Annotated in this window: 13 protein-coding genes; 3 read left to right on the top strand and 10 right to left on the bottom strand. The window is 41.6% G+C overall.

Annotated elements, in window-relative coordinates; all coding sequences use genetic code 11:
- Positions 1-2784 precede the first annotated feature (2784 nt).
- Positions 2785-3666 (bottom strand): DNA replication terminus site-binding protein, encoded by an 882-nt coding sequence (locus tag CWB98_RS01710; protein ID WP_138543256.1) that lies wholly within the window; start codon positions 3664-3666, stop codon positions 2785-2787.
- Positions 3667-5264: 1598 nt separating this feature from the next.
- Here CWB98_RS01710 and CWB98_RS01715 point away from each other — a divergent pair.
- On the top strand, positions 5265-6620 hold the full coding sequence (locus CWB98_RS01715) for a class II 3-deoxy-7-phosphoheptulonate synthase (protein ID WP_138543257.1): 1356 nt from the start codon (positions 5265-5267) through the stop codon (positions 6618-6620).
- A 29-nt stretch (positions 6621-6649) separates the two neighbouring features.
- Here CWB98_RS01715 and ppsR read toward each other — a convergent pair whose 3' ends face one another.
- Positions 6650-7459 carry a posphoenolpyruvate synthetase regulatory kinase/phosphorylase PpsR gene (gene ppsR, locus CWB98_RS01720; RefSeq protein WP_138543258.1) on the bottom strand — a complete coding sequence of 270 codons (810 nt, stop codon included), beginning with the start codon at positions 7457-7459 and terminating at the stop codon, positions 6650-6652.
- Positions 7460-7600: 141 nt separating this feature from the next.
- On the opposite strand from ppsR, the gene ppsA reads away from it, so the two are divergent.
- Entirely contained in the window at positions 7601-9976 is a 2376-nt protein-coding gene (ppsA, locus tag CWB98_RS01725) for a phosphoenolpyruvate synthase (protein WP_138543259.1), read from the top strand.
- 33 nt (positions 9977-10009) lie between these two features.
- Here ppsA and CWB98_RS01730 read toward each other — a convergent pair whose 3' ends face one another.
- A complete protein-coding gene (locus CWB98_RS01730) occupies positions 10010-10225 on the bottom strand; it encodes a PGPGW domain-containing protein (protein WP_138543260.1) in 216 nt (71 codons plus the stop codon).
- 147 nt (positions 10226-10372) lie between these two features.
- On the opposite strand from CWB98_RS01730, the gene ydiJ reads away from it, so the two are divergent.
- On the top strand, positions 10373-13426 hold the full coding sequence (ydiJ, locus tag CWB98_RS01735; protein WP_138543261.1) for a D-2-hydroxyglutarate dehydrogenase YdiJ: 3054 nt from the start codon (positions 10373-10375) through the stop codon (positions 13424-13426).
- A 393-nt stretch (positions 13427-13819) separates the two neighbouring features.
- Here ydiJ and CWB98_RS01740 read toward each other — a convergent pair whose 3' ends face one another.
- From CWB98_RS01740 to CWB98_RS01770, 7 genes are all read right to left on the bottom strand, one after another.
- The gene (locus CWB98_RS01740) at positions 13820-14344 is read right to left on the bottom strand and encodes a hypothetical protein (protein WP_138543262.1); all 525 of its coding nucleotides are present in this window, start codon (positions 14342-14344) and stop codon (positions 13820-13822) included.
- Positions 14345-15125: 781 nt separating this feature from the next.
- A complete protein-coding gene (locus tag CWB98_RS01745) occupies positions 15126-16334 on the bottom strand; it encodes a tyrosine-type recombinase/integrase (RefSeq protein WP_138543263.1) in 1209 nt (402 codons plus the stop codon).
- A gap of 116 nt (positions 16335-16450) precedes the next feature.
- Positions 16451-17302, bottom strand: a complete 852-nt coding sequence (locus CWB98_RS01750; protein ID WP_138543264.1) for a DUF417 family protein — start codon at positions 17300-17302, stop codon at positions 16451-16453.
- A gap of 297 nt (positions 17303-17599) precedes the next feature.
- Positions 17600-19393 (bottom strand): S8 family peptidase, encoded by a 1794-nt coding sequence (locus CWB98_RS01755; protein WP_138543265.1) that lies wholly within the window; start codon positions 19391-19393, stop codon positions 17600-17602.
- Between the two features lie 466 nt (positions 19394-19859).
- On the bottom strand, positions 19860-23045 hold the full coding sequence (locus CWB98_RS01760; protein WP_138543266.1) for a M43 family zinc metalloprotease: 3186 nt from the start codon (positions 23043-23045) through the stop codon (positions 19860-19862).
- Positions 23046-23349: 304 nt separating this feature from the next.
- Positions 23350-23676 carry a hypothetical protein gene (locus CWB98_RS01765; RefSeq protein ID WP_138543267.1) on the bottom strand — a complete coding sequence of 109 codons (327 nt, stop codon included), beginning with the start codon at positions 23674-23676 and terminating at the stop codon, positions 23350-23352.
- Between the two features lie 190 nt (positions 23677-23866).
- Positions 23867-24157 (bottom strand): hypothetical protein, encoded by a 291-nt coding sequence (locus tag CWB98_RS01770; protein WP_138543268.1) that lies wholly within the window; start codon positions 24155-24157, stop codon positions 23867-23869.
- Between the last annotated feature and the right edge of the window lie 461 nt (positions 24158-24618).

A 24618-nucleotide genomic window follows, 5' to 3' on the forward strand; every position in this document is an offset into this window, starting at 1 on the left:
GCTGCCGGTGTTCTGACATGGACGGTAAGATACTGACTATTGTGTCATCTGCACAAGGCCGCGATGATTTATGTATTCGTTACTTAATTTATGATGTGTTCTTTATGGGAGGCTTAGCTTCTACATATGGCGAGGACAAATATCCATATGGATCAAAACTAAGCTGGTTTGCGGTCGGTGTTCTGACATGGAGAGTAAGATACTGATTGAGGTGTTAGATGACGGGGGCACAAGGCTGCGACGATTTATGTATTCATCAGCTAATTTATGATGTGTTCTCCATGAGTAGGCACTCCACTTAAAAATCTGGGGCGGCTCAAGTATTGATGACTGTTTTAAGAGGGCGGAGTAGTAAGGTAGGAGTGCTATGTGTGATCTATCACTTCTTAATGATGTGTTCTTTATGGGATAGTACTTAGCGTGAATCTGGATGGACTGGGCGGTCATGTGGACTAATCTCAAACTTGTCAGTTAGCAGTCGGTGTTCCGACGTATCCGGTATCAAGGATAAGATAGTGGCTGCTTACTGTTTTAGCAGAATGGCTCGCAAGGCTGCGATGATTTATATGATCTATCACCTAATTTATGATGTGTTCTTTAGGGGAGGCTTAGCTTCTACATATGGCGAGGACAAGTATCCATATGGATCAAAACTAAGCTGGTTTGCGGTCGGTGTTCTGACATGGATAGTAAGATACTGATTACGGTGTTAGATGACGGGGGCACAAGGCCGAGATGATTTATGTGTTCATTAGCTAATTTATGATGTGTTCTTAAAGGTTGCCCAGTTTCAAAATATGGTGTGGACGAGCACTCATATGGATCAAAACAAAGCTGGTTTGCAATCGGTGTTCCGACATGGAGGGTGAGATACTGATTGCGGTGTTAGATGACGGGGGCACAAGGCCGCGATGATTTATGTATTCATCAGCTAATTTATGATGTGTTCTTTAGGGGAGGCTTAGCTTCTACATATGGCGAGGACAAGTATCCATATGGATCAAAACTAAGCTGGTTTGCGGTCGGTGTTCTGACATGGAGAGTAAGATACTGATTACGGTGTTAGATGACGGGGGCACAAGGCTGCGACGATTTATGTGATTTATCACTTAATTTATGATGTGTTCTTTATGGAATAGTACTTAGCGTGAACCTGGATGGACTGGGCGGTCATGTGGACTAATCTCAAACTTGTCAGTTAGCAGTCGGTGTTCCGACGTATCCGATAAAAAGGATGAGGTAGTGGCTGCGATGATTTATGTGATTTATCATCTAAATTATGATGTGTTCTCCATAAGTAGGTACTCCACTTAAAAATCTGGTATGGCTTGGGTATTGGTGGTTGTTTTAGGAGAATAGAAAAGTAAGGTAGTGATGTAATGTGTGTTCTATCAGTTATTTTATGATGTGTTCTTAAGGGGAGGCTCAGCTTCTAAATATGGCGAGGACAAGCGCCCATATGGATCAAAACTAAGCAGGCTTGCGGTCGGTGTTCTGACTTGGAGGGTATTTGAGGGTAAGATACTGACTATTGTGTTATCTGTATCGTCAGAAGGCTGCGATGATTATGTGATTTATCACTTAATTTATGATGTGTTCTCCATGAGTAGGTACTCCACTTAAAAATCTGGTATGGCTTGGGTATTGGTGGTTGTTTTAGGAGAATAGAAAAGTAAGGTAGTGATGTAATGTGTGTTCTATCAGTTACTTTATGATGTGTTCTTAAGGGGAGGCTCAGCTTCTAAATATGGCGAGGACAAGCGCCCATATGGATCAAAACTAAGCAGGCTTGCGGTCGGTGTTCTGACTTGGAGGGTATTTGAGGGTAAGATACTGACTATTGTGTTATCTGTATCGGCACAAGGCCGCGATGATTCCGGTGTTCTATAACTTTCTTTATGAAGTGTTCTTCAAAAGAGGGTACCAACTTAAAAATCTGATGCGGATCAAGGTTTAGGTACAGTTGTCTGTTTTGGGTTAAAATGTCAGTAAAGTAGCAATGAATTATGTGATTTCACCCTTTAATAATGAAGTGTTCTTACGGGTGGTGAAATATTCGTTGATTTTCGACTTTATAAAGCACCCTCCATATTCTGACGTACATTGATAGCTGGGTGAATTATACAGTATTGGGTAATTTCAACGTGATACTTTTATTAAATATCTATGATGTGTTCTTTACTTGGGGGTTCCCATATTTTTTGGGCGAGGAGTATAATGGTTAGCCAGCTTACGAGTGCTCTTATTAGTTGTAAAAATAGATCTAGTGACAGTATTCGGATATAGATCATAAAGGCTGACGTACTTCAGTGTATTTTGAAAAATGTTCAATATGGATTGATGTTGTTAGATATACCTGATTTGAACTTGGTCGCTTTATTAAAGAAAATAAAATTTCATGTTTTCAACATGGCGCTGGATATATTGTGTTGGTGTTATATATCACTTTACCGACAAAGCCAATGCTCACTAAAAGAATAGTGAGCAATGTAAGCGCTTACTATCATGTTTTTGATTTGACTTCAACGTTATAATGAAACGGATTACGTGAGAAGAGCAACGAAGATAATAATTTCAAGAACAGACACATAACCTAAACTAGTTAAAAAAATTAATGATCCTTAAATAATATAAAAATATATGAACACTAAATTTTTTAACTCAAGTGTATTAGCAGTTCATCAAACTAACCTTTCGAGCGGAAATAACTAAAAAGGAATAGATACTCACTCAGTGTTTGTACTTTCGACTTTGCAGGTACTGTGTGATGTGTTAATTCAGCTTCTACTTGTGATCCTCGCTAATTTTTTCTAGATAAATTCTTTCTATCAAATAATTATATTCCTTCTTTCGTGGATCAGTATCTTCTCGAATGTAATTTTTTAACTCACCAATCTTTGTTTCTTTTTGTGGATTTAAAAGAACGAATGGAAGTGCACCGCTTACATGATATCGATTCTTTGCACTAAAACGGACATTCACCTCTGGGCTAACTCTGGTAGGGCGCCTAATCCGTAACTTTGCTGATGATGATAAACTTGAAACCCTAAGTCGTTCTTGTTCTACAATTGATTGCCAATTACTTTGGTCAATTGCTCTTGGATTAGTATATTGAGATGAGCGTTGGAGTATGTCTAAAGCGGCCTTTTTAGACAATGTTTTTGTTGAGTGTTTGGTCATCCAGGTAAAGCGGACTGAATATGGCACTGTGTGTTCAAAGTGTATCTTTCTATAAGCTGCCAATGTTACTAACCCTGGCACTGCACTATGCACTGCTTCAAATCTTGCGTCATTATTTGCAATTTCTAGAACTAGTTCTTTAAAGGCATCTTTAGCTAAGTTAATTTCGACTAGGCGATTTCGAATTTCACTTTTTGGGTCGTTAACTAAAAGCAATCCTGGATGGCGTGTAAGTACTTTGCCACTTTCTTTCTTATCAAGAAAAAGGTCTTTAAATGATGTAATACAATGTGAAAGAGCTACATCTCCCGTCAATTTTTCTACAGGAATACTTTCAGGAGCCGAAGTCTCGTCCTTTTTTTCAACAGCAGGAAGCTTAAAATAGACAGCTTGTGTAATATCTGCTGTTTGTATCTCCTCACAGAACAAAGATATTTGTTCAAAAAGATAATCAAAATGTGACCTTATAGACAGTTTACTTTTCATTAGATGCCCAATCAAAACAATTTAAAAACAGAAGTGATTATACACTTACTTTCTATTTTCTTGATAAAATTTGTTACAAGCTCAGTTTTGCTGAGATAAAGATTCAATGCATTAAATGTATGATGTGTTCCTTTAATTTTAGACTAGCTTGCTTTTTTTTACAACTGGATCTGGAGTCGTTGTTAATTTTGTAGGAGCTAAACTCATTTTGAAATATAGAGAGTTACACGTAACTTCAAGAGCAGGGGCTAAAATAAAATTACGTTACTTGGTCTTTGTGGGTCTAAATGAACATTTGTTGTAGTCAAAAAATACTGGAACATATATTTTCTTGGTAATCTATTGTTTCATTTCAATATAAGGGCGTTAATCAGATCTCAAGAATTGATAGCCTGAAATGCTTAGAATATTCAAATTTGCTAAGGTCAACTTCGGCGGAAAACAGTTTTTTTAGAAACCTTGTTTATGTGTGACTGAGCCGCAAATCTTAGTCTTCTAAAAATGCATCAATGGTGTGCCAAATAGATCAAATTTAATTGTCTATAGGCAACAAATCTCGATTACCTATCTTGGCGCTTGAATTCTGGTACTAAATTTATCATCAATCTGGCTTGCTGAAATCGGTGATTGATAGCGGTTGTTAGCTCTAACTGCTTTGATACTTTCTCATCTAAATATTCTCGATAGACGGTTACCTGGCTAACCCCGAAGTTGAACTTATGATGAGCTAAAAGTCGGCGCCGTTGTCGCACCAAAGAGCCACTGCTTGTTTCTCTAATATTACAATAATGAGCGCTCACAATATAACTTATCCAACTAATCACTTTATGACCCTTTAGGCGGTGTAGCTTTAACTACCACTTAAATCTTGCAGTTGAATTTTTTAATACTTCAGTGAATGGTTAGCCGATTTCTTTAGTAATAAACGATCGTTGGCTTTCCAGGCTGCATGATACTTCAGTTAAAATATGTCGTGGTTAATTAGGCATCACGTGTGATGGGCATATTTACACATTGATTGATTTAGACAGAAACCTGGCATGGAAGGGCTCGCAATCTGTGCGTTAAAATAAGGACATGCTTTTGGGTCAAAAGTGTTTATCGCAAGTATCTTATTCGAGATTGTAGTGTGTCATGGTATTAAGGCTGAGTTAGACAGCTGCTAAATGAGCGCCGCCGTTAATCTTTGACTAGTTCCAGACATGATGCAGATTGTGGCAATAACCCCTTGAAATAACCATGATACGATATTTTGCGCGGATACAAGGGTCATCATCTTATGATTGCTATGCCGCAGGACATTGCGATCATAAGTTATCTTAGAAAATATACGCAAACTTCTTGATAGTGAGTCAATTTAACATAATTATTTGATATGAAGAATTACCCGTAAGCACATTAAACAGACTGACTGATATAACTTAATTCCCTGGATACATACTGTTATAAGACGTAGATGCTGCGTAGTACAAAAACTCTTTATTGTATGATGTGTTCTTTATGGTATTTAATCCTTTAAATTCTTCGAAATATCCTTGAAGCTGTAGCGTCTATAAGGTACCTTGCCTTTGAGGTAACTAATGAGGAATGAGGAAAATATGAAACCTTGGAGCCCAGATAGCTGGAGAGAACATCCGATAGTTCAACAACCCGAATATCCGGATAAATTAGAGCTTGAATCCGTAGAAAAACAGATAAATGCGGCACCGCCTTTGGTATTCGCTGAAGAAACTCGCAGTCTGTATAAGAGTTTGGCAGATGTGTGTGAAGGAAAGGCTTTTTTACTGCAAGGTGGTGATTGTGCTGAGTCATTTGCAGATTTTAGCGCCACGAGTATAAGAGATACATTTAAAACACTTCTACAAATGGCAGTAGTACTGACCTATGGTGGAAAATGTCCTGTTGTAAAAATTGCAAGAATGGCAGGCCAATATGCAAAGCCAAGATCTTCCGACTTTGAAACAATCAACGGAGTAGCATTGCCTTCGTATCGTGGTGACATAGTTAATAGTTTTGAGTTTACCGAAGACGCACGCATACCAGACCCGAAAAGGTTACTAACAGCCTATCATCACAGCGCTTCAACACTCAACTTACTTCGAGCTTTTGCTCAAGGGGGACTAGCAGACCTTCACCAAGTAAGCCGTTGGAATATGAGCTTCGTTGCAGCAAACCCGATGAAAGAAAAGTTTCAACAACTGGCTAACCGAATTCAAGAAGCGCTTGAGTTTATGGAAGTATGCGGTATCGACTCTACAGTCGCGCCAAGCCTTAAAGAAACTCACTTATATACATCACATGAAGCACTGCTACTTGGTTATGAGCAAGCCCTGACTCGAAGAGACCATTTAAGTGGTGACTGGTATGATTGTTCAGCCCACTTTGTTTGGATCGGTGAACGCACAAGGCAACTAGATCATGCACATATAGAATTCTTCAGGGGCATAAAAAACCCTATAGGTGTAAAAGTTGGTCCAGGCATGAAACCTGACGAGCTTATCGAATTGATCGACGCTTTGAATCCAGAAAATATACCAGGACGCCTTACGCTGATCACGAGAATGGGGGCTGATGTTTTACCCGAAAAGCTGCCAGCTTTAGTCAGAAAAGTTCAGGAAGAAGGTCGCAAGGTCGTGTGGAGTTCTGATCCGATGCACGGTAATACTGAAAAGGCCAGCACAGGCTATAAAACTCGTAGCTTTAATAATATTTTGCGTGAAATAAGCCAGTTTTTCGCCGTACATAAAGCTGAAGGTTCATACCCAGGTGGTGTACACTTAGAAATGACCGGACAACACGTCACTGAGTGTATTGGCGGGGCATATGGACTCTCAGATGAAGACCTTGCTCAGCGTTACCGCACGCAGTGCGATCCGCGTTTAAACGCTGATCAGGTGTTGGAGCTCGGATTCTTGGTTGCAGACCTGCTTAAAGATGCTCGAAACCGAGTATAGAAGAAGATAAAAGGGCCTTTGGCCCTTTTTTAGTATTTTCGTCTTTCAAGATCAGTCTCTGATATAATCTTGGCTGATATCTCTTCGACTGAGAATTTAGTAGAGTTCAGGTAAGGAATTTTATTTTTCTTAAACAACATTTCTACCTCTCTGACCTCAATCCGACATTGCCGTATTGATGCGTATCTTGAGTTTGCCATACGCTCCTGTCTGATAGCCGACAAGCGCTCTGGGTCAATCGTTAGACCAAATATCTTTTGTTTGTAAGGCATTAAACACTTGGGTAAAGCACCTTTTTCAAGGTCATCTTCTGTCATTGGATAATTTGCTGCTTTAATCCCGTATTGAAGAGCCAGGTACAAACTCGTCGGTGTTTTGCCGCTGCGACTAACGCCAACCAAAATAATGTCAGCTTTTTCGTAATCTTTTATATTTGCGCCATCATCGTTAGCCAGCGCGTAATTGACTGCATCAATTCTGAAGTCATATGTGGCTTCATGAATGCTGTGTGTCCGGTGAACTTTTGGTACGGGAGCGACTTTCAGCTCTCTTTTTACGATTTCGCTAGAGTAAGACAAGAAATCATAACAAACCCCGTCTGATGCAAGAATAATATCGGACAATTCGGGGTTTACGAAGGTGAAAAACACCAACGGCTTCTCGCCACTTGTTTGCGCAGTAGAATTAATTAGTTCTTTGATTTTTTGAGCTTTATCGACAGTCTCAACAAAAGGGATCGTCTTATGATTAAAGTCTACGGGAAACATCGACAGCGTCGCATGCCCGAATACCTCTGATGTAATCGCTGTTCCATCAGATATATAAAATGCAGTTCTCATTTTAACCTTTCAATTACTTTTTTAGTATTTTTTCGTGTCGCGGTTTACGCCGCTATGCATTAAGTTGTAGAATGCCTTCGACCTATAGGAAGGTCAATTTTTCTCTCACATTAAATACAATTTGTTTTTGGAGACAGTTCCGTGCAAGACTACGTTCTCTGGTATCAAGAATTAGGTATGCAAGACGTACCTAGGGTTGGTGGTAAAAATGCCTCTCTGGGTGAAATGATATCTAATCTTGCCAATGCAGGTGTACAAGTACCCGGTGGATTCGCAACAACGGCAGACGCCTTTAATGAATTCCTCGAGCAATCAGGCCTGAATGAGAAAATTCACACTATTCTCGATTCCCTCGATGTTGACGACGTCAACGAACTTGCCAAAGTCGGCGCACAAATCCGCCAATGGGTTATTGATACTCCTTTCCAGCCAGAATTAGACCAAGCCATCCGCGACGCATACGCCTCACTACACGGCGATGAAAGCAACGATGTCTCCTTTGCTGTTCGTTCCTCAGCAACAGCCGAAGATATGCCAGACGCTTCATTTGCAGGACAACAAGAGACTTTCCTTAACGTTAAAGGTATTGACGCAGTAATGGTCGCTATCAAGCACGTTTTTGCCTCTTTGTTCAACGACCGCGCAATTTCTTATCGTGTTCACCAAGGTTACGACCATCGCGGCGTCGCGTTATCTGCTGGTATTCAGCGTATGGTTCGCTCAGACAAAGCATCTTCTGGTGTTATGTTTACTATTGATACAGAATCAGGTTTCGAAGATGTAGTTTTCGTCACCTCAAGCTATGGTCTTGGTGAAATGGTCGTTCAGGGTGCTGTTAACCCAGACGAATTCTATGTTCACAAACCAACACTAGCGAAAGGCTTGCCAGCAGTTGTAAGACGTAACATTGGCTCCAAAGCTATTCAAATGGTCTATTCAAGCGATGAATCTCACGGTAAACAAGTAGAGATTGTTGATATGGACCCTGAGCTGTCTAACAAATTCTCTATCACAGACAGCGAAGTGCAGGAACTGGCCAAACAAGCCGTCATCATCGAAAAACACTATGGTCGTCCGATGGATATTGAATGGGCCAAAGATGGTAACGATGGCAAGTTGTACATTGTACAAGCTCGTCCAGAAACAGTTCGCTCTAACGAAGACGCTAACGTTATGGAGCGTTATCAGCTTAAAGAAAAGTCTGACATCGTATGCGAAGGTCGTGCAATCGGGCATAAAATTGGAAGCGGTGTAGTACGCGTACTTAACTCCATAGATGAGATGGATAAAGTTGAGCAGGGCGATATCTTGGTTACCGACATGACAGACCCAGACTGGGAACCTATCATGAAGCGTGCTGCTGCTATCGTCACTAACCGTGGTGGTCGTACTTGTCACGCTGCAATTATTGCTCGTGAACTAGGTATCCCAGCAGTTGTTGGTTGCGGTAATGCAACTGACACCATTAAGCATGGTGATGAAGTAACTGTGTCTTGTGCAGAAGGTGACACAGGTTATATCTACCAGGGCAAGCTAGACTTTGAAGTCATTTCATCACGTATCGACTCGATGCCTGACATTCCGATGAAAATCATGATGAATGTCGGTAACCCGGATCGCGCATTTGATTTTGCAAAACTGCCGCATGCCGGTATTGGCCTTGCTCGCCTTGAGTTTATTATTAACCGCATGATTGGTGTACATCCAAAAGCATTGATTAATTTCGACACTCAGTCTGCTGATCTACAAGCTGAAATTAAAGAAATTATTGCGGGCTATGACTCACCGGTAGAGTTCTATATCGCAAAGCTGGTTGAAGGTATTTCAACCTTAGGTGCAGCGTTCGCACCTGAGCGCGTTATCGTTCGTATGTCTGACTTCAAGTCAAACGAATATGCAAATCTCGTTGGCGGTCAGCAATATGAGCCGGAAGAAGAAAACCCAATGATTGGTTTCCGTGGCGCATCTCGTTACATTTCGGAAGATTTCCGCGAGTGTTTTGCGCTTGAGTGTGAAGCAATCAAGCGCGTACGTAACGAAATGGGTCTCGATAACGTAGAAATCATGATCCCATTTGTTCGTACACTTGAAGAAGCTGCAAAAGTTATACAGCTGCTTGAGGAGCACGGTCTTAAACGAGGCGAAAATGGACTGAAGGTTATCATGATGTGTGAATTGCCTTCTAATGCCTTATTAGCAGAAGAGTTCCTTGAATACTTCGACGGCTTCTCAATCGGTTCGAATGACCTAACTCAGCTTACTCTTGGTCTAGACCGGGACTCAGGTCTAATTGCGCACTTATTCGATGAGCGTAACCCGGCAATCAAGAAATTGCTTTCAATGGCAATTCAAACAGCCAAAGCAAAAGGTAAATATGTAGGCATTTGTGGACAAGGACCTTCGGATCATGAAGACTTTGCTGCATGGCTAGTTGATCAGGGTATCGACTCAGTGTCACTCAACCCAGATACAGTCCTTGAAACTTGGCTATATCTTGCTGAGCAGAACAAAGCTTAGATATAGATTGAAAAGGCCCGCATACGGGCCTTTTTAAAAAGTTTTCCTAAAACGCTTGTCTAGTTGAACACAAGCCGTTTTGAAGCAAATTTGGCCCTTTTTCAACCAAGCTCTTGCCCATGGATAATTAATAGACAAACAAAGTAATGCGCCCAACAGAAACAAAATAGACGGGCCGGGTACTACAATAAACACTATCGCCAACAAAGCGCACAGTCCAGCGAGTAAATTCATCGCAAATTTTTTCATAGTGTTCTCTCTCTTTATATATCAATATTAAATTTACTCCATATCATCTGATTAATCCTTTTCAAAGTGTAACAAAACAAAAATTTCCCGATTTTTAACGTGACACAACATGGTACAATAAGTACAAAGCAATAAATTATTACCGTCATGATTGCCGAAATTACCCAACAGAATTCTGCCAGTACATTATTAAACGACTATATTAGTAAAATTTGTGCCCAAGGCTTTAGCGGAGATACGGATGCAAGCTATGCGACCCGTATCGTTACCGCTACAGATAACAGTATCTATCAAGAAATACCACAAGCCGTAATCTACCCGAAAAACTCTAAGGATGTACAAGTTGCAATGCAAGTGGCATCTTTAGATCCTTTCTTGTCTTTAAGCTTTGGTCCAAGAGGCGGGGGAACAGGTACTAACGGGCAATCTCTCACACCCGGAATAGTGATCGACCTGTCTCGCTACATGCGTGAAATTCTTGAAATAAATGAAAAAGAAGGCTGGGTAAGAGTACAAACTGGTGTAATAAAAGATCAACTAAATGATTTTCTGAGACCTTACGGATTCTTTTTTGCGCCTGATCTATCTACCAGCAATCGCGCAACTATCGGTGGTATGATCAATACAGATGCCTCTGGTCAGGGTTCTTTGGTTTACGGTAAGACCAGTGACCACGTTTTAGAACTCAAAACCATTCTTGTAGATGGTACTGAGCTTAATACCAATAAGCTTGAACTTGAAAAAGCCGAGTTACTTGCCGAGCAAACCAATAGAGTCGGTGAAGTATACAAGACGGTATTAACCAGCTGCCGGGAAAATAGAGAGCTGGTGCTTAAAAAGTTTCCGAGGCTAAATCGATTCCTAACAGGCTATGACCTTGAAAATGTTTTCGATAATGAGATGAAAACCTTTGACTTAAGTCGTGTTATTACAGGATCGGAGGGGTCGTTAGGGATAGTGACAGAAGCGAAGCTAAATGTAACCCGTATACAACCCTTTAAAACTCTCATCAATATCAAATATGACTCTTTTGAGTCTGCGTTAAGAAACTCCCCGTTTTTGGTTGCGGCTAACGCGACTTCTGTAGAAACGGTAGATAGCAAAGTTCTAAACCTTGCTAAACAGGATATTATTTGGCATTCAGTATCGGACTTAATTTCTGATATCCCAGGGGTGGATGTCCAGGGCCTTAACATGGTCGAGTTTAATGGCGAGACTCCGGGAGAAATTGAAGGGAAAGTCTCATCTCTATGCAGTCAACTTGACCAACTTATCGCAAACCAGGAAGCTGGGGTTGTTGGCTACCAACTAACTAACGATAAGGCTGAGATATTAAAAATTTACGCTATGCGAAAAAAAGCAGTGGGCTTGCTTGGCAACACAAAAGGAAAACAGAAGCCGCTTGCATTTGCGGAAGATACTGCAGTACCACCGGAAAATCTGGCTGATTTTATTTTGGAGTTCAGGGCTCTTTTGGATAGCAAAGGCCTGCACTATGGCATGTTTGGTCATGTTGACGCAGGCGTACTTCATGTTCGACCCGCCCTGGACATGTGTGACCCTGAGCAAGAAAAATTACTGCGAGAAATCTCAGACCAGGTTGTTGCATTAACCGCTAAATATCGTGGTCTTATGTGGGGGGAGCATGGTAAAGGATATAGAAGTGAATACGGGCCTGAGTTTTTCGGTGACAAACTTTTCACTGAACTGAGAAAAATAAAATCTGCGTTTGATAAAAATAACCGCCTCAACCCGGGGAAGATCTGCACGCCACTAGAAAGTAACGACAGTCTGGTTAGTGTTGACGGGCAAAAACGCGCATGGTTTGACAGAGCTATTAATATTGAAGTCAAAGAAAGTTTTGAAAACGCCATGAACTGTAACGGTAATGGACTTTGCTTTAATTATGATGAAGCTTCGCCAATGTGCCCGTCATATAAAGTCACTAAAGATCGCCGTCATTCACCTAAAGGTAGGGCTTCTTTAATAAGAGAGTGGTTCCGCCTACAAGAAGAGCAGGGGGTCGATTTACTATCTTCAGAGAAAACCCTGATAGAAAAAGAAAACGATACCACCTGGTGGGAGCGCTTTAGAAACAACCGAAAGAAACAACAGGGCATCTATGACTTTTCACATGAAGTCAAAGAATCAATGGATGAATGCCTTGCTTGTAAGGCATGTACCACGGCCTGCCCAATTAAAGTTGATGTCCCTAGTTTTAGAGCTCGCTTTTTAAATCTGTATTACAGTAAGTACAACCGCCCATTGAAGGATCACCTCGTTGCAAATGTCGAACAAACAACACCTTTAATGGCCAAACTGCCCAGGCTTACTAACTTTGTTGTGAACTTTGCTCCAGTCAAATCTGCATTGAAGAATATCGTAGGTTATGTAGATACGCCAACATTAAGCGTTCCAACTTTGGCAAGTCGCACTAAAAATGATTTCAAGTACGACGAGGCAAAACTTGCAGCACTTTCGAAAGAGCAAATGTCCGATATTATTTTTATCGTTCAGGATCCCTTTACCAGTTTCTATGAAGCAGAGTTGGTAGAAGCATTTATGCAATTAATTACTAAACTCGGAAAAAAACCAGTGCTTCTACCTTTTGTTCCGAACGGAAAAGCTCAGCATGTTAAAGGTTTCCTGAAAGAGTTTAAGTCGACGGCTAAGTCTGCTAATGAATTCTTATCACGTATAGCAAGTTATGGCAGACCACTTGTTGGACTGGATGCTTCTTTAGTACTGTGTTACAGAGACGAGTACCTTAAAATTCTAAATAAGGATAAACTAGCATTTGAAGTTCACCTGGCACATGAATGGCTATCAAATCAGGATTGGAATTCTGTAGGTAAATTATCAAATACCAACGGCCACTCTGTTGTCAAATTACTCAGCCACTGTACAGAAACTAGTGCAATGCCGGAAAGTAAAACTGTTTGGAAAAATATTTTTAAACAATTGGGTGTGGAACTACATACACCCGCTACTGGGTGCTGTGGAATGGCAGGCACATATGGCCATGAAACCGATCATCAAGAAAACTCCCGTTCGCTATATGAAATGTCCTGGCAAACACATACGACCAATATGGAAAATGAAACGGTACTTGCTACAGGATTTTCTTGTCGCTGCCAGGTTAAGCGGTATGAAAATAAAAAGCCAATGCACCCGATAGAGTACATTGCTAAAAACATTTAGATAAAGAAACAGCGACACAAATAGGTGTCGCTGTTTTACAATTCACACCAACTCACCTAACCATCTCCAAGAAACACTTTATTTAACATAACTATTTATAGTCCTAATTCTGGACTACCACTGATAATAGTTTGTTTTGTGTTTTCACGGGTGCTTAGCAGTTTTTTAGATTTTAAATATGTAAGATGTATTCTTTATGTACTGTTCTTACTGTGTGCTTTCCTACTAACTAGCGAATATGTTTACATTAAACATCTATAGAAATATGTATACCTAAATAAGTGGTAAGAAAGAGCCAACTTAAATGGACAATAATATTTAAATACAATTTTTGAATAGGTGATTGCTAGCAACATGCTCTGGCCCTATCGTCCCTTAAAAGTCTAACTCGAACTAATCATCGAAGTTTTCTGTATTATAAATCTCATCATTGACTATTTGATCGATACAACTCCAAATTTCGTCTGTTAAGAACTCATCTTCAAATACATAATTATCCCAACGTTCTGTTTTTATGAGTGCATCTACCAAAGCTTGTGGCGTTTTTGACTTTAAATCGCTGATTATTTCGCAGTCTCGTTTCTTAGTGAATCTTTTTAACTCTCGATGCCAATCATCAAAAACAAGATCACCGTAATCATCCATATAAATTAACTGCTCCTGTTTGCTGCAAAGCTTGGACAAATAATCTTTTTCTGTTAAAAACCCTTTTATAATCGAGTTTCTCACTTGACAACCTAACATATAAGTGTAGTCACGATACTCGTTACACTGATCTGGGTCATATAAACACTCTTGTGATGGAAAATAGTTGCTAAACCATTTTTCGTTGCCTGCAGCTTCTTCAATATTTTTTTTAAGCTTAACTCCCATACTTTTTGCATCAACTTTAAAAAGTGATTTCAAAATAGAAAACATAACGGCTCCAAAAAAGTTAAATTATTTAGTTATTGTAGTAAATTTTAATAAGATTGCTCAGACTATTTTTTCTACAAACTATTACTACGTCATAAAGTTATGGAAAAGTACTGATTTAAAATATTAATTTTACGATTCAAGAGTGTAAGTAGAAGAGGTTGCCAACTATTAAAAGTGATAACATCTTAGTACCACAATAACTAGATATAGGCAATTACCCGATGGATGAAGTCGTTAGTTTTCGACATTTCTTTGTATCGTTTGCTTTACCTTTGTTAATCAACAAAATGCAATCTCCTATAATTTCATAGTTTATTGGGAGTTAAGATTAATGATTCATATTGCATTGATTCGGCGCATGTAATTGTTATAGGAAAACACAAAGTAGTATAGAACTAAAACAACTCACTGATCTTGGGCGAAAAAAACGCTTTCACTTTGTCAAAAAACCTGCTTCGAGATCAGATAACACTGCATAGGCAGACATTGAGCAGCTGCGCCCGGGCACAGTGGATTATGATGGTGAACTTACGAATAACGAAATCACTTCAGCCACTTTATACTTTACGTCCCCGTATTCTAATCATAAGACTAAAGCATAGAAAATAAAATAATATAGCTTGCGCACTTTGGATTTTAATATTTTAAGGGTAGCAAATAAAAAATTTCAGGCACATCTGCTAGTTGACAAGCCTATATACTAAAATACTTTATTGCTGACTGACGATGTTCGCTTTTATGGTATGATGTGTTCTTACATCTTAAAAACTTCAATTGACTCCTAAAGTTTTCTCTTGATCCCAGACTTGGCTCTTTCTTTAATATTGGTCTGGATATATATCTGATCGGTCGTCGCTATTTTTGAGTGACCTAAATCTTCCGATAAATGTTTAAGAGGGCGGTGCTGCGCATCGTGCGTGGCACCAGTGTGACGTAACCAATGTGATGTAGCAGCTTGTAAGTTTTCAGCTTCCTCATGAAACCCGTCTTCATTCAGCTTTTTAATTGCCAGGTCAAAACTCTCCTGCACAATTCTGCGAATTTGCCTTACATTCATCCCCCCATTACCGCGAAGTTTGTGAATGATGGGGTGGGGTTCATCGACCCGAGGTAAGGAAGTCAGCCCTCTGCTTATACGATAACGCTTTAAATACTCGATGAATTCTTCGCTTAATGTCACATCACGAAGCTTGTTTCCTTTGCCCATAATACGCAAAAACCAAAAACCATCCTGATCTTGCCAGAAATGGCTCATTACCGGTGCCCATTGCGGGCGGTCAGACAATTCGGAGATCCGTAAATATAAGCCTTTTAGACAGGCTAATGTGAACAGGTTTCTTTCAAGCTTTGGGTCTTTATCACAACGGTCTTTTGTAACACCAAACACATACTCCCACTGCAGGTCGCTCAGTGTGTCTGGCATCTTAATTTGTGACTGCACAACAAGATAAGGACAGTTCTTTTTCACCACAGGAACAAAGTTAGCGAATGATTTTTCCTCCAAAATAGCGAACTTATAAAAAACATTTAATGCGGTGAACATGGATGCAAGTGTTTGCTGACTAACACCATTAGCCTTGTAAACAAAGGGTCGCCAGTTTGAATTAACTACCCTTAAGCCATTACTATCCTTAAAACGCCATTGCACTGATTGAGCAACCCAGTCATCACTGGTCTCAACGACGAACTCAACATATGCCTCAATGTCTTCACGTTTCAGTGAAAATACAGAGGCTTTCTTGATTGTCCAGGACCACAGATAAAAGCGCTCTATTTCATTACGAAATCGGTTGAATGTGGCTTCTGATTTACGGCCATATACATACAGGAACTGATATAAAAAAGCCAAATCGCTTTTACAACAATGTGGATCAAATACCTCATTGGCCAGGAAGTTGGCAATATCTGGATATTCTGTCTTGAGTGTATTGTCCTCAAGATGTGCGACTAAGTACCTGAGCTGCTTAAGCGTATCAACTAATGGCGTCATTGTAGGTGTGTAACACTGATTATATAAACAGTGGTTTATTCTGAACTAAGCTCAGCAAGATTGCAACGGAAAACCGAGCTCGCGCTTAAAGTCGCGAGCACAAAAAATGTGAAAGCTCAATTTTCAACTTTTGGAGTACGCAATTTACGCGCGTAATCAAAGATGATGGCAAGATTACAAATGAACCAGAGATCTTTGATTATGAATAACCCCAGGCCATCTATCAGGGTAGTCGGCGAAAACCCGCCGTCGGCTGAAAACAAAAATGTCTGTGTCATGGTAAACACGGCACCTGTACCGGCTATACCAATCAAAACAAGATTACGTCGGCCAAGCCAAATGCCAGTGCCAAGTAATATTGCAAATCCCAGGTCATAAATACCGATTAAATCTGACGCTTGCTGGATTGTAAAAACCTGATATAGCCATGCCATAAAAGGGGAGGTTTCGACTAAAGGCACTATGGCCTTGGCTTCCAATTCAAGAAACTTCATTCCACCAATCCAGAAAAGTACGATAGCCACGGGAATATAATTTAATATTGCATGCTGGCGTGCTGAGACCCGCTTAGTGAAACATAAATAAAACGCCAAAGGTAACAGAGCAAAATACTTAATAATACCCTGACCTGAACCAATAACCGGAAACCCGCCGTGTGATGCAATCCAGCGACCAGCATCGAACAGGGTTAGTAACATAATACCACTCAATACAACGAGCAAAGCAAATTGCGGTCTTCGCAACTGAGTTATAAAAAGCGCAGCGCCAACGCTTATGCCCGTCATTAAGAAAAATAGCCCAAATACTTGAATAAGGCTCTGCATTGAATATAAATCGTTGAGCGAATAAAAACCCAAGGCTTTTTCTACATAACCGAGATTCCCCCCAAGAATAAACGAGCTACCGAGTAACATCAGGCTTAGGGCGACGGTAAAAGCAATCACCTTATAATTTGTTGAGTGTGACATAATGGTCCTATGCAAATGAATGTACCAAGAAGACCGGACACGCTCATTTTAATTTCACTAACGGTTAAATTTTTGATGAGTTCATCGCCAAAATAAAGCGATTTCTGAGACTGTGTATGTGTACAGTAATGGCGAATGCAAAGAAGTATGGTTGCTACGCTGGCATACATGGGAAAATGAAAGGGCAGTGCGCCAAAGGTAACACAATGCCCAATTGGTAGTTCAGCTTTAACTGAATCGGCTATAGACAAACTCTGTGTAAGTCAGTAGAAAAGTCAACCGGCTTACAGCAAACGCTTAGTTTGTTTGAGCTTTAAGGCTAACGCCGCTATAAGACGAGTAGCCTCGTAACATGATGTGGAAAGTGCCGGCCGATGGGTTATTAACGGTACACACTTCGTTATTGCCATCCTTAAAAGGTCGACAGTCATAAGTAGTGCGAGTAGGCTGTGCGTTTGCACGTACATACAGGTCAGCATCGCCTGAGCCGCCGCTCATTGTAAACGTCACTTTGCTTACCCCGTTACCAACGTTAAATGTGTAAAAGGTTTCACTGCCCGAACCTCCACTCAGGCTAGATTTGGTTACGCCATCTTGCAGCTCGTTGCCACCAGTGCCATTTAAAGCTGCATCTACCGCGGCAGAAGCATCGATGATACCGCTACCACAACTGCTACATGTGGCAGGGAAGCTACGAGCCGTGCTCTTCAGGATACTTTCAACTTCGTCCGGACTTGCTGAAGGTTTTGCTTGTTTAATGAGCGCAGCCACACCCGCAACGTGAGGCGCTGCCATTGACGTACCTTGTGAGTATGCATAGCTATCGCTTGAAGGCCCGTTACTGCCAGAGTTGTAAGTAGACAAAATACCTTCCGGGTCATTGGCAAAACTTTGCGCGCCACCGGGTGCTGCAACGTCGATGTTTGAACCGTAGTTTGAGTAGTAAGCACGGCCACCGTTACGACCTACAGAAGCAACATTGATGATGCCAGAGCAGTTACCTGGATTGAAATTGGCAGAATTTGAGTTATCGTTACCCGCTGCAATTACGATGGTCGTGCCGTTAGCACGCGCCGTGTTAATAGCGCTCTGTGTCGTTGAGCTACAAGCACCGCTGCCACCTAAGCTCATGTTAATTACGTCAGCCGGGTTTGCGTTAGATGGTACGCCAGATACTGAACCACCTGATGCCCAGATGATACCGTCTGCGATATCTGAAGTCAGACCACCACATTTACCGAGTACACGTACAGGTACGACTTTGGCGTCATATGCAACACCGGCAACCCCCTGACCGTTGTTTGAAACCGCCGCAACTGTGCCCGCTACATGTGTGCCGTGCCAGCTCGAACTGCGTGCGCTGTGTGTATAGCCACACTCGTTCGCAGATACTGCATCACCCGGGTCACGAGCATCGCTGTCACGACCACCGCCGTCGTTTGCTACCGACAAGTTAGAGATCATGTCGTAACCTTGCAGGATGTTTGCGTTCAGATCTGAGTGAGGGCGGTAACCAGTGTCCAGCACAGCCACTACCACCCCATTACCTGTTGCCTTATTCCATGCCGCAGGTGCATTGATACCACCGGCAGACTCAAAGTAGTGCCACTGGCTTGAATACTGTGGATCATTTGGTGTAGCGAAAGGTTGCAACATCTGATCGATTTCAATGTATTCAATATTGCCTGTCGCTACCATTTCCTGCATTAGGCTATGCGCATCCGCTGCTGAAAGCGTTTGGTCAACGCGCATAACGTGATGGTTGCTTAGTGCCATTTGACGGACATATTTTGTTTGTAACGAGGCTTTCTTTTTACTCTTGAAGCTCTTAACAAAACTTTGCGCTCGTGAATTCATCATCGCCGGAGACATCTCGGCCTCAGAGATGGACATAAGCTGATTGCTATTGTCCTTATATTTAATAATAAACTGCGTGCCTGCAGTGTTTTGGCCTTCAATTTTCTTGCTCAGCTGCGCCATACTTGCAACGCTATTGAACGCTTCAGCGTTATTTGCCACAGCTTGAGTTGCAGCGAACATGCCTGAAATAGCCAGCGCAACGGCACCAATTTTTAAATTATTAGTTGTCATAATAGTTTTTCCCTAGATTTAGTTGTTGTTCCTTCCGTTCAGCAATGCGTACAGAAGGCACTTGAATGTAAACACGAGGTTACTTTTAATTTAAATTCCGTTTACTTATATTACATGTGATTTGGGTTATAAGCATTGAACAGATTTCACACAGCTAGTTGTTTTGTAATATTTAATTCATATTTTTAAGGGGTGTGATGATATATTTTTCATGTAAATGAATGTAAACAACTAGTGATAAATTATGAGTGATTCACATCTGTTTGACCCTTTAATAAACACATGATCTGCATTAAGAAGTTCCAGTAGGTTTTGTAAATTCTGACTATCTTGAGTTATGGGCGGGCAGTTTTCTTTTAACTTTGTAAACGCAGATATGTTCCTGCAAAAACACCTTAGAAAAGAGTAATAGCCAAAAAGCAGCACACTTTTCAGGTGCTGTTTTTTGGCTTAAGCTTATTATCGACTAATGTTTACGACATTGCTGTGCGTCAAAGTCGACAATTATGCTGGTGTTTTCTGCATTACCAGAGATCTTTAGGTAAGACCAATACTCGCTTCCAGCTTCGATTTGTATGCATTCCGATGTGCCACCAGAATTAGATTGTGCGTCCTTATCGTTATCACTTGGCCAGCCACCATTTTTGTACAAGATGTTCAGACTTCCACTGCCATGGGCTGTTGTAATAGCCAGGCTTTGTGTAGAGGTAATATCTCCAATAGATAACCATAAAGTACCATCTTCTCCCAGACAGGCCGCTTCGCCCGCCACCAGTCGACCGCCGGTTACTGGCTGCTGAGTCGCACATGCATCAGGTACCGAGCCACTGATATCTTTGGGCATGATCTCAACGGTATAGTCCTCAACTTCTCCATCACCTAGCGAGCCACAGGCACTGGCAGCAGCGCCGTTGTACTTCATAGCAATACGTAATCTCGCTTTAGAAGCCACCATATTTTCAGGAACATTAATTGAGCCTGTCACTTCGCCTTTACCAGACACGTCTGACATAACCTGCTCAGATTCTTCGAACTGACCATTGTTATTAAAATCTATCCAAGCAACCCAATGTTCGGTGTAATTTCCACCCGGCGTGAAGGTAAACAGGTTAGCTCCCTCTGTAAGCTTAATAGTCTGATTAGAAAAATCACCGTATCCGTCTGCCTGAGAAGGGTTACTGAACGATCCGTTTTGTACATTTGCGATCCATTCATATCGGGTGTTGCCACTGGCTGTACAGTATTCAATGCCGGAAATGCTTACGGCGGCTTGCGCGCTGTGGCTCAGTCCATCATTATCTGTGACTGTTAATGTTGCCGTATAGTCACCAGCCTGAGTGTAGGTATGGCTGGGATTCAGCTCATTGCTTGAGTTACCGTCGCCAAACTCCCACAGGTAGGTAACAATATTGCCATCCGCATCTTCAGAGCCTTCACTGCTGAATGCGACGGCTTGTCCTGACATCGCAGAGTAGGGGCCATTGGCTTGTGCAGTCGGGGCCACAAGTTCTGATTTTACCTCTGCAGTTGCAGTATCTGTTGCCGTGTTACCGTCATTATCTGTTACGGTCAGTTTCACGGTATATAACCCTGCATTTTGGTAGGTATGCACAGGACTTACAGCTGTAGAGGTTTCACCATCACCAAATTCCCAGTAATAACTAACAATACTCCCGTTAGCATCGTTTGAGCCCGCACTGCTAAACTGAATAGACTCGCCAATAGTGGTGCTATAAGGGCCATTCGCTTGTGCGATAGGTAAGTCAGAGTCACCAGCTCGTTCATAATAAACAACTAACGAAGCGCCGCTATACTCAAGGAAAGGGTCAATCATGATATTTAACTGGCCGCCACCAGCTGCAAATTCACAGTACTCGCTGTGTCTTGGTGCACTGAATGGCCCGCAGTCATGGTTATCAGCCGTTGGCACTGAGTTCATACTAACATAGGCATCCGGGTCACCCTGATACCCGCCAGGTATTACCGCAACCGTGCGTACTGCATCAGATGGGATTTCAAACTGATAGGTTTTTGGATCGGCACCTTTAGCAGACTCCAGGTTATTAATCTCGGCTAAGAATACGCGCTCACAGCCATTGCACAGCGTATTGTCAGTGCCAGAAATGACACTGAGCGTCGCATTTGAATAGGCACTAAAAGCGTCAATTGCAGTGTGATAGGGCACTGTACTGGATGGAGCAGAAATCGTCACCAGCTCCGGAGAGCCTGCACTTCTGAATGAGATAAAATCAGCGTCCCAGTTGTCGCCATTTTTAACCGGTGCTTTGCCCTTAGAGACATACATATCAGGATCTTCATCGTAACCATCCAGATAAAATGCAACAGCCTGCGTACCAGCCGGCACCGAGATCTCGTAGTTATCCACTTCGCCTTTTTGACCTGACAGATCTGTAAACGACTGAATAACATCGCCCTTTGGCGGCGTAACCGCGCCGGACGTGCCATCCCATGGATGATCAGCATTGCTGGTATACTCATCAAGGCCAGTGGCGATTAGGTTTGCATTAGACCAAAGCGTTGCCCTTGCAGGCCCATGAAGAGCAGCGGTCATTCTGTCTACCTGATCACTGGTGAACATGGCATAGTTATCAGAGTAGTGCATAAAGTTTTCTGTGTTTGTGGGCTGGCCCAGGCAGTTTTTTGCGTTGTTCTGTAATATGCTGCTACTCATTTGCGGCGTATCGCACGAGCCGTCGCCAGTCGCATTACAAAAAGCCTCAGAATGAATTGTACAGACATCGCCATCAAAGGTATGGGGCAGGTTTAGCCAGTGACCAAACTCATGGGTCAAAACAGAGCGGAAGTTTTCATTGGTGTTAGCGCCAACATAATCACCATTATAAACAACTCGTGATAAGCCATTTTGAGACATACTCAATTGCGGATACCAGGCAACACCGGAATTATTGGTTGAGCCATCATCATATAAGTCTTGCTGAATATAGATATTCATATACTTAAAGTTGTCCCAGGCATCGGCTGAAATTTGGTCGTCAAAACCACTGCCTTTACCATATCCTGCTTTTTCTGGGTGGCGGACAATACCATTTGTTGGTTGGCCGTTTGGATCTTTTTTTGCCAAGACAAATTCAATGTTAAGATTTTGTCTGATTGCCTGAAACTCGGGCGCAATAGGCCCATCATCAGTGATCAAACCAAGAAAATCCTGGTTAGATTTGTTCAGTCCATCTATGACTTTTTGCTCGGTTAAGCAGTAGGTGCCTGTTTCACAGTTGTATCTGTCACCGTAAATGTGCACAACCACAGGAATATAGTAACGCCCGGGAACACCATTGCCATTTTCTGCTGCGAGATCGTCCTGACTCGTAAGCTCAGACATAATGTGCGTTGCAAAACTAGAACTCAAAGACCGTTGTCTGGCATTCTCTTTTTGGATAGCCGACCAGTCCTGTGAATTGTGATCAGTACCACAGATCTGTCCTGCATGTTTATGGCTGGTGGAATTCGCAAATACGGATTGTATCCTATTATCAAGTGCAGTTTGATTTACCCTGACAGGCTCGCCTGCAAATACAGTGACGGGGGACAGCGTAGTCAGCAAAATAGCCGTAGCCTGGCTGAGTGTTTTTCTGGTCGGTGTTTTTGCCAACACACGTTTAGAAAAAGGCATAGTGTTCTCCTGTTGTTTTTATTTGTTAACATATGGATCTTAAGAACCTGTTTTCTTATGCCATAAGTTAACTTGTAGTGTTGTTGCAAGTACCTTTATTGGTACTATTTTATTTTCCTGGAACTGCATAAAAGTGCATTTATATCAGCCACCTAACTAAAACCCATAAAGATACAGTGGACTTTTGAACGTTACGAAAGCTTTGTGTAACTTACACCAACAATATTATATTGTATACAGTATAATTTAACATTTTGCATAATTGTTATTTTAGTGAAGCAGGGCGGGCACGTCAGGAAGTAGGTTAATGGCTTGTTTTTAATGCTAATGTTAGCGATACAAACGACAGGTTTGGGTTGTAACAAGTTCGCTCAAGAGCAGGGCTTTTCCCAGATTGGAAGTCTTGTATGACAAACTTGCCCATCTGACCAGGGTGTTTGGCCAGGAACGCATCCAGGGCCAATGCGTCACCCTTACGGACATTGGTTAGTTCGAGTGCAAATTCCCGGTGTGCGCCTTCATGGTCACAGACCTTTGACGCGTTGTTGCCCTTGCTGACATGCACCAGGCTGTTCGGTATCAGCCGGAAAACGCAGGATTTAGGTGGGGTTGGTAGGGATAATTGCTCCACAGTTTTTCATTGCTCGTCGGTTACTGTGGGAGCGAATGTAAAAATTATGGAGCAGGAATTTAGGTGTAAAACGTATTACACGGGATTGGAATGTTTTTTAAAACTTGTACACTAGCATTAAAGTCTAAATAGGCTGAAGGCGTTACATCGAGATTTTTGTTCAACAGTTGTATCCTTGATCTTAAAAGTTCTAAATCTTCTTTTTTCTCAGAATATCCTGAGTCTGGGCTAGTTCTTGTTTGCTTGTTAGCCACGTACGGTATAGCAGATAGATGGTGGCCAACAACAATATAGGAGTTAGCATATTGTTTAGGTACACAGCGCCATCTACCCAGTCCTTGATATTTCTGTTGTTGGGGTCGAACCCAAACTTATCAAAGTACTCAATAAGGATAATGGCGACAGCTAATAAGAGAGGAATGATAAAGTGCATGCTATAAGGGTCTTTTTTAAGACCTTTTGTAAGTGCTTTCCAGGACATCTTTAAACTCCTTTTAACTAAATTCTCAATATATCAGGAAATCTTATATGGTTCAGCGGAGCCCACATGTCTGATATCAACGTCTTTACAGACATTCGGCAAATGCACCTGCAACTGCAGCCAAATTCTTTTCAGCAGCGGGCTATGCTGATTTCGCGGCAAAAACTATACACGCGATTTCATGCATGAAGTTGTTTGCAGAAGCTACCGAGCATCTGGCAAACAAGCCAGCATCATATTCAAACGAATGGCAGAGCCGACATAATCAAATCAATTCAATTATTCATTCAGCGTGCTCAAGTCGTTAAAAGTATTGGCCGCACCAAAAGAAAAGACGCCGTAGCTTTTGCTTGGATTTATCTTTTTGAGCGCGCTTATTTGTATGATATTTAGCTGGTCTGATTCAAAAATCAGTAAAGACCGATACTGTTTAGTATCGGTCTTTAAAGTGCGCCAGATAT

The organism is Pseudoalteromonas rubra (assembly GCF_005887115.1).
GTDB classification, from domain to species: domain Bacteria; phylum Pseudomonadota; class Gammaproteobacteria; order Enterobacterales; family Alteromonadaceae; genus Pseudoalteromonas; species Pseudoalteromonas rubra_F.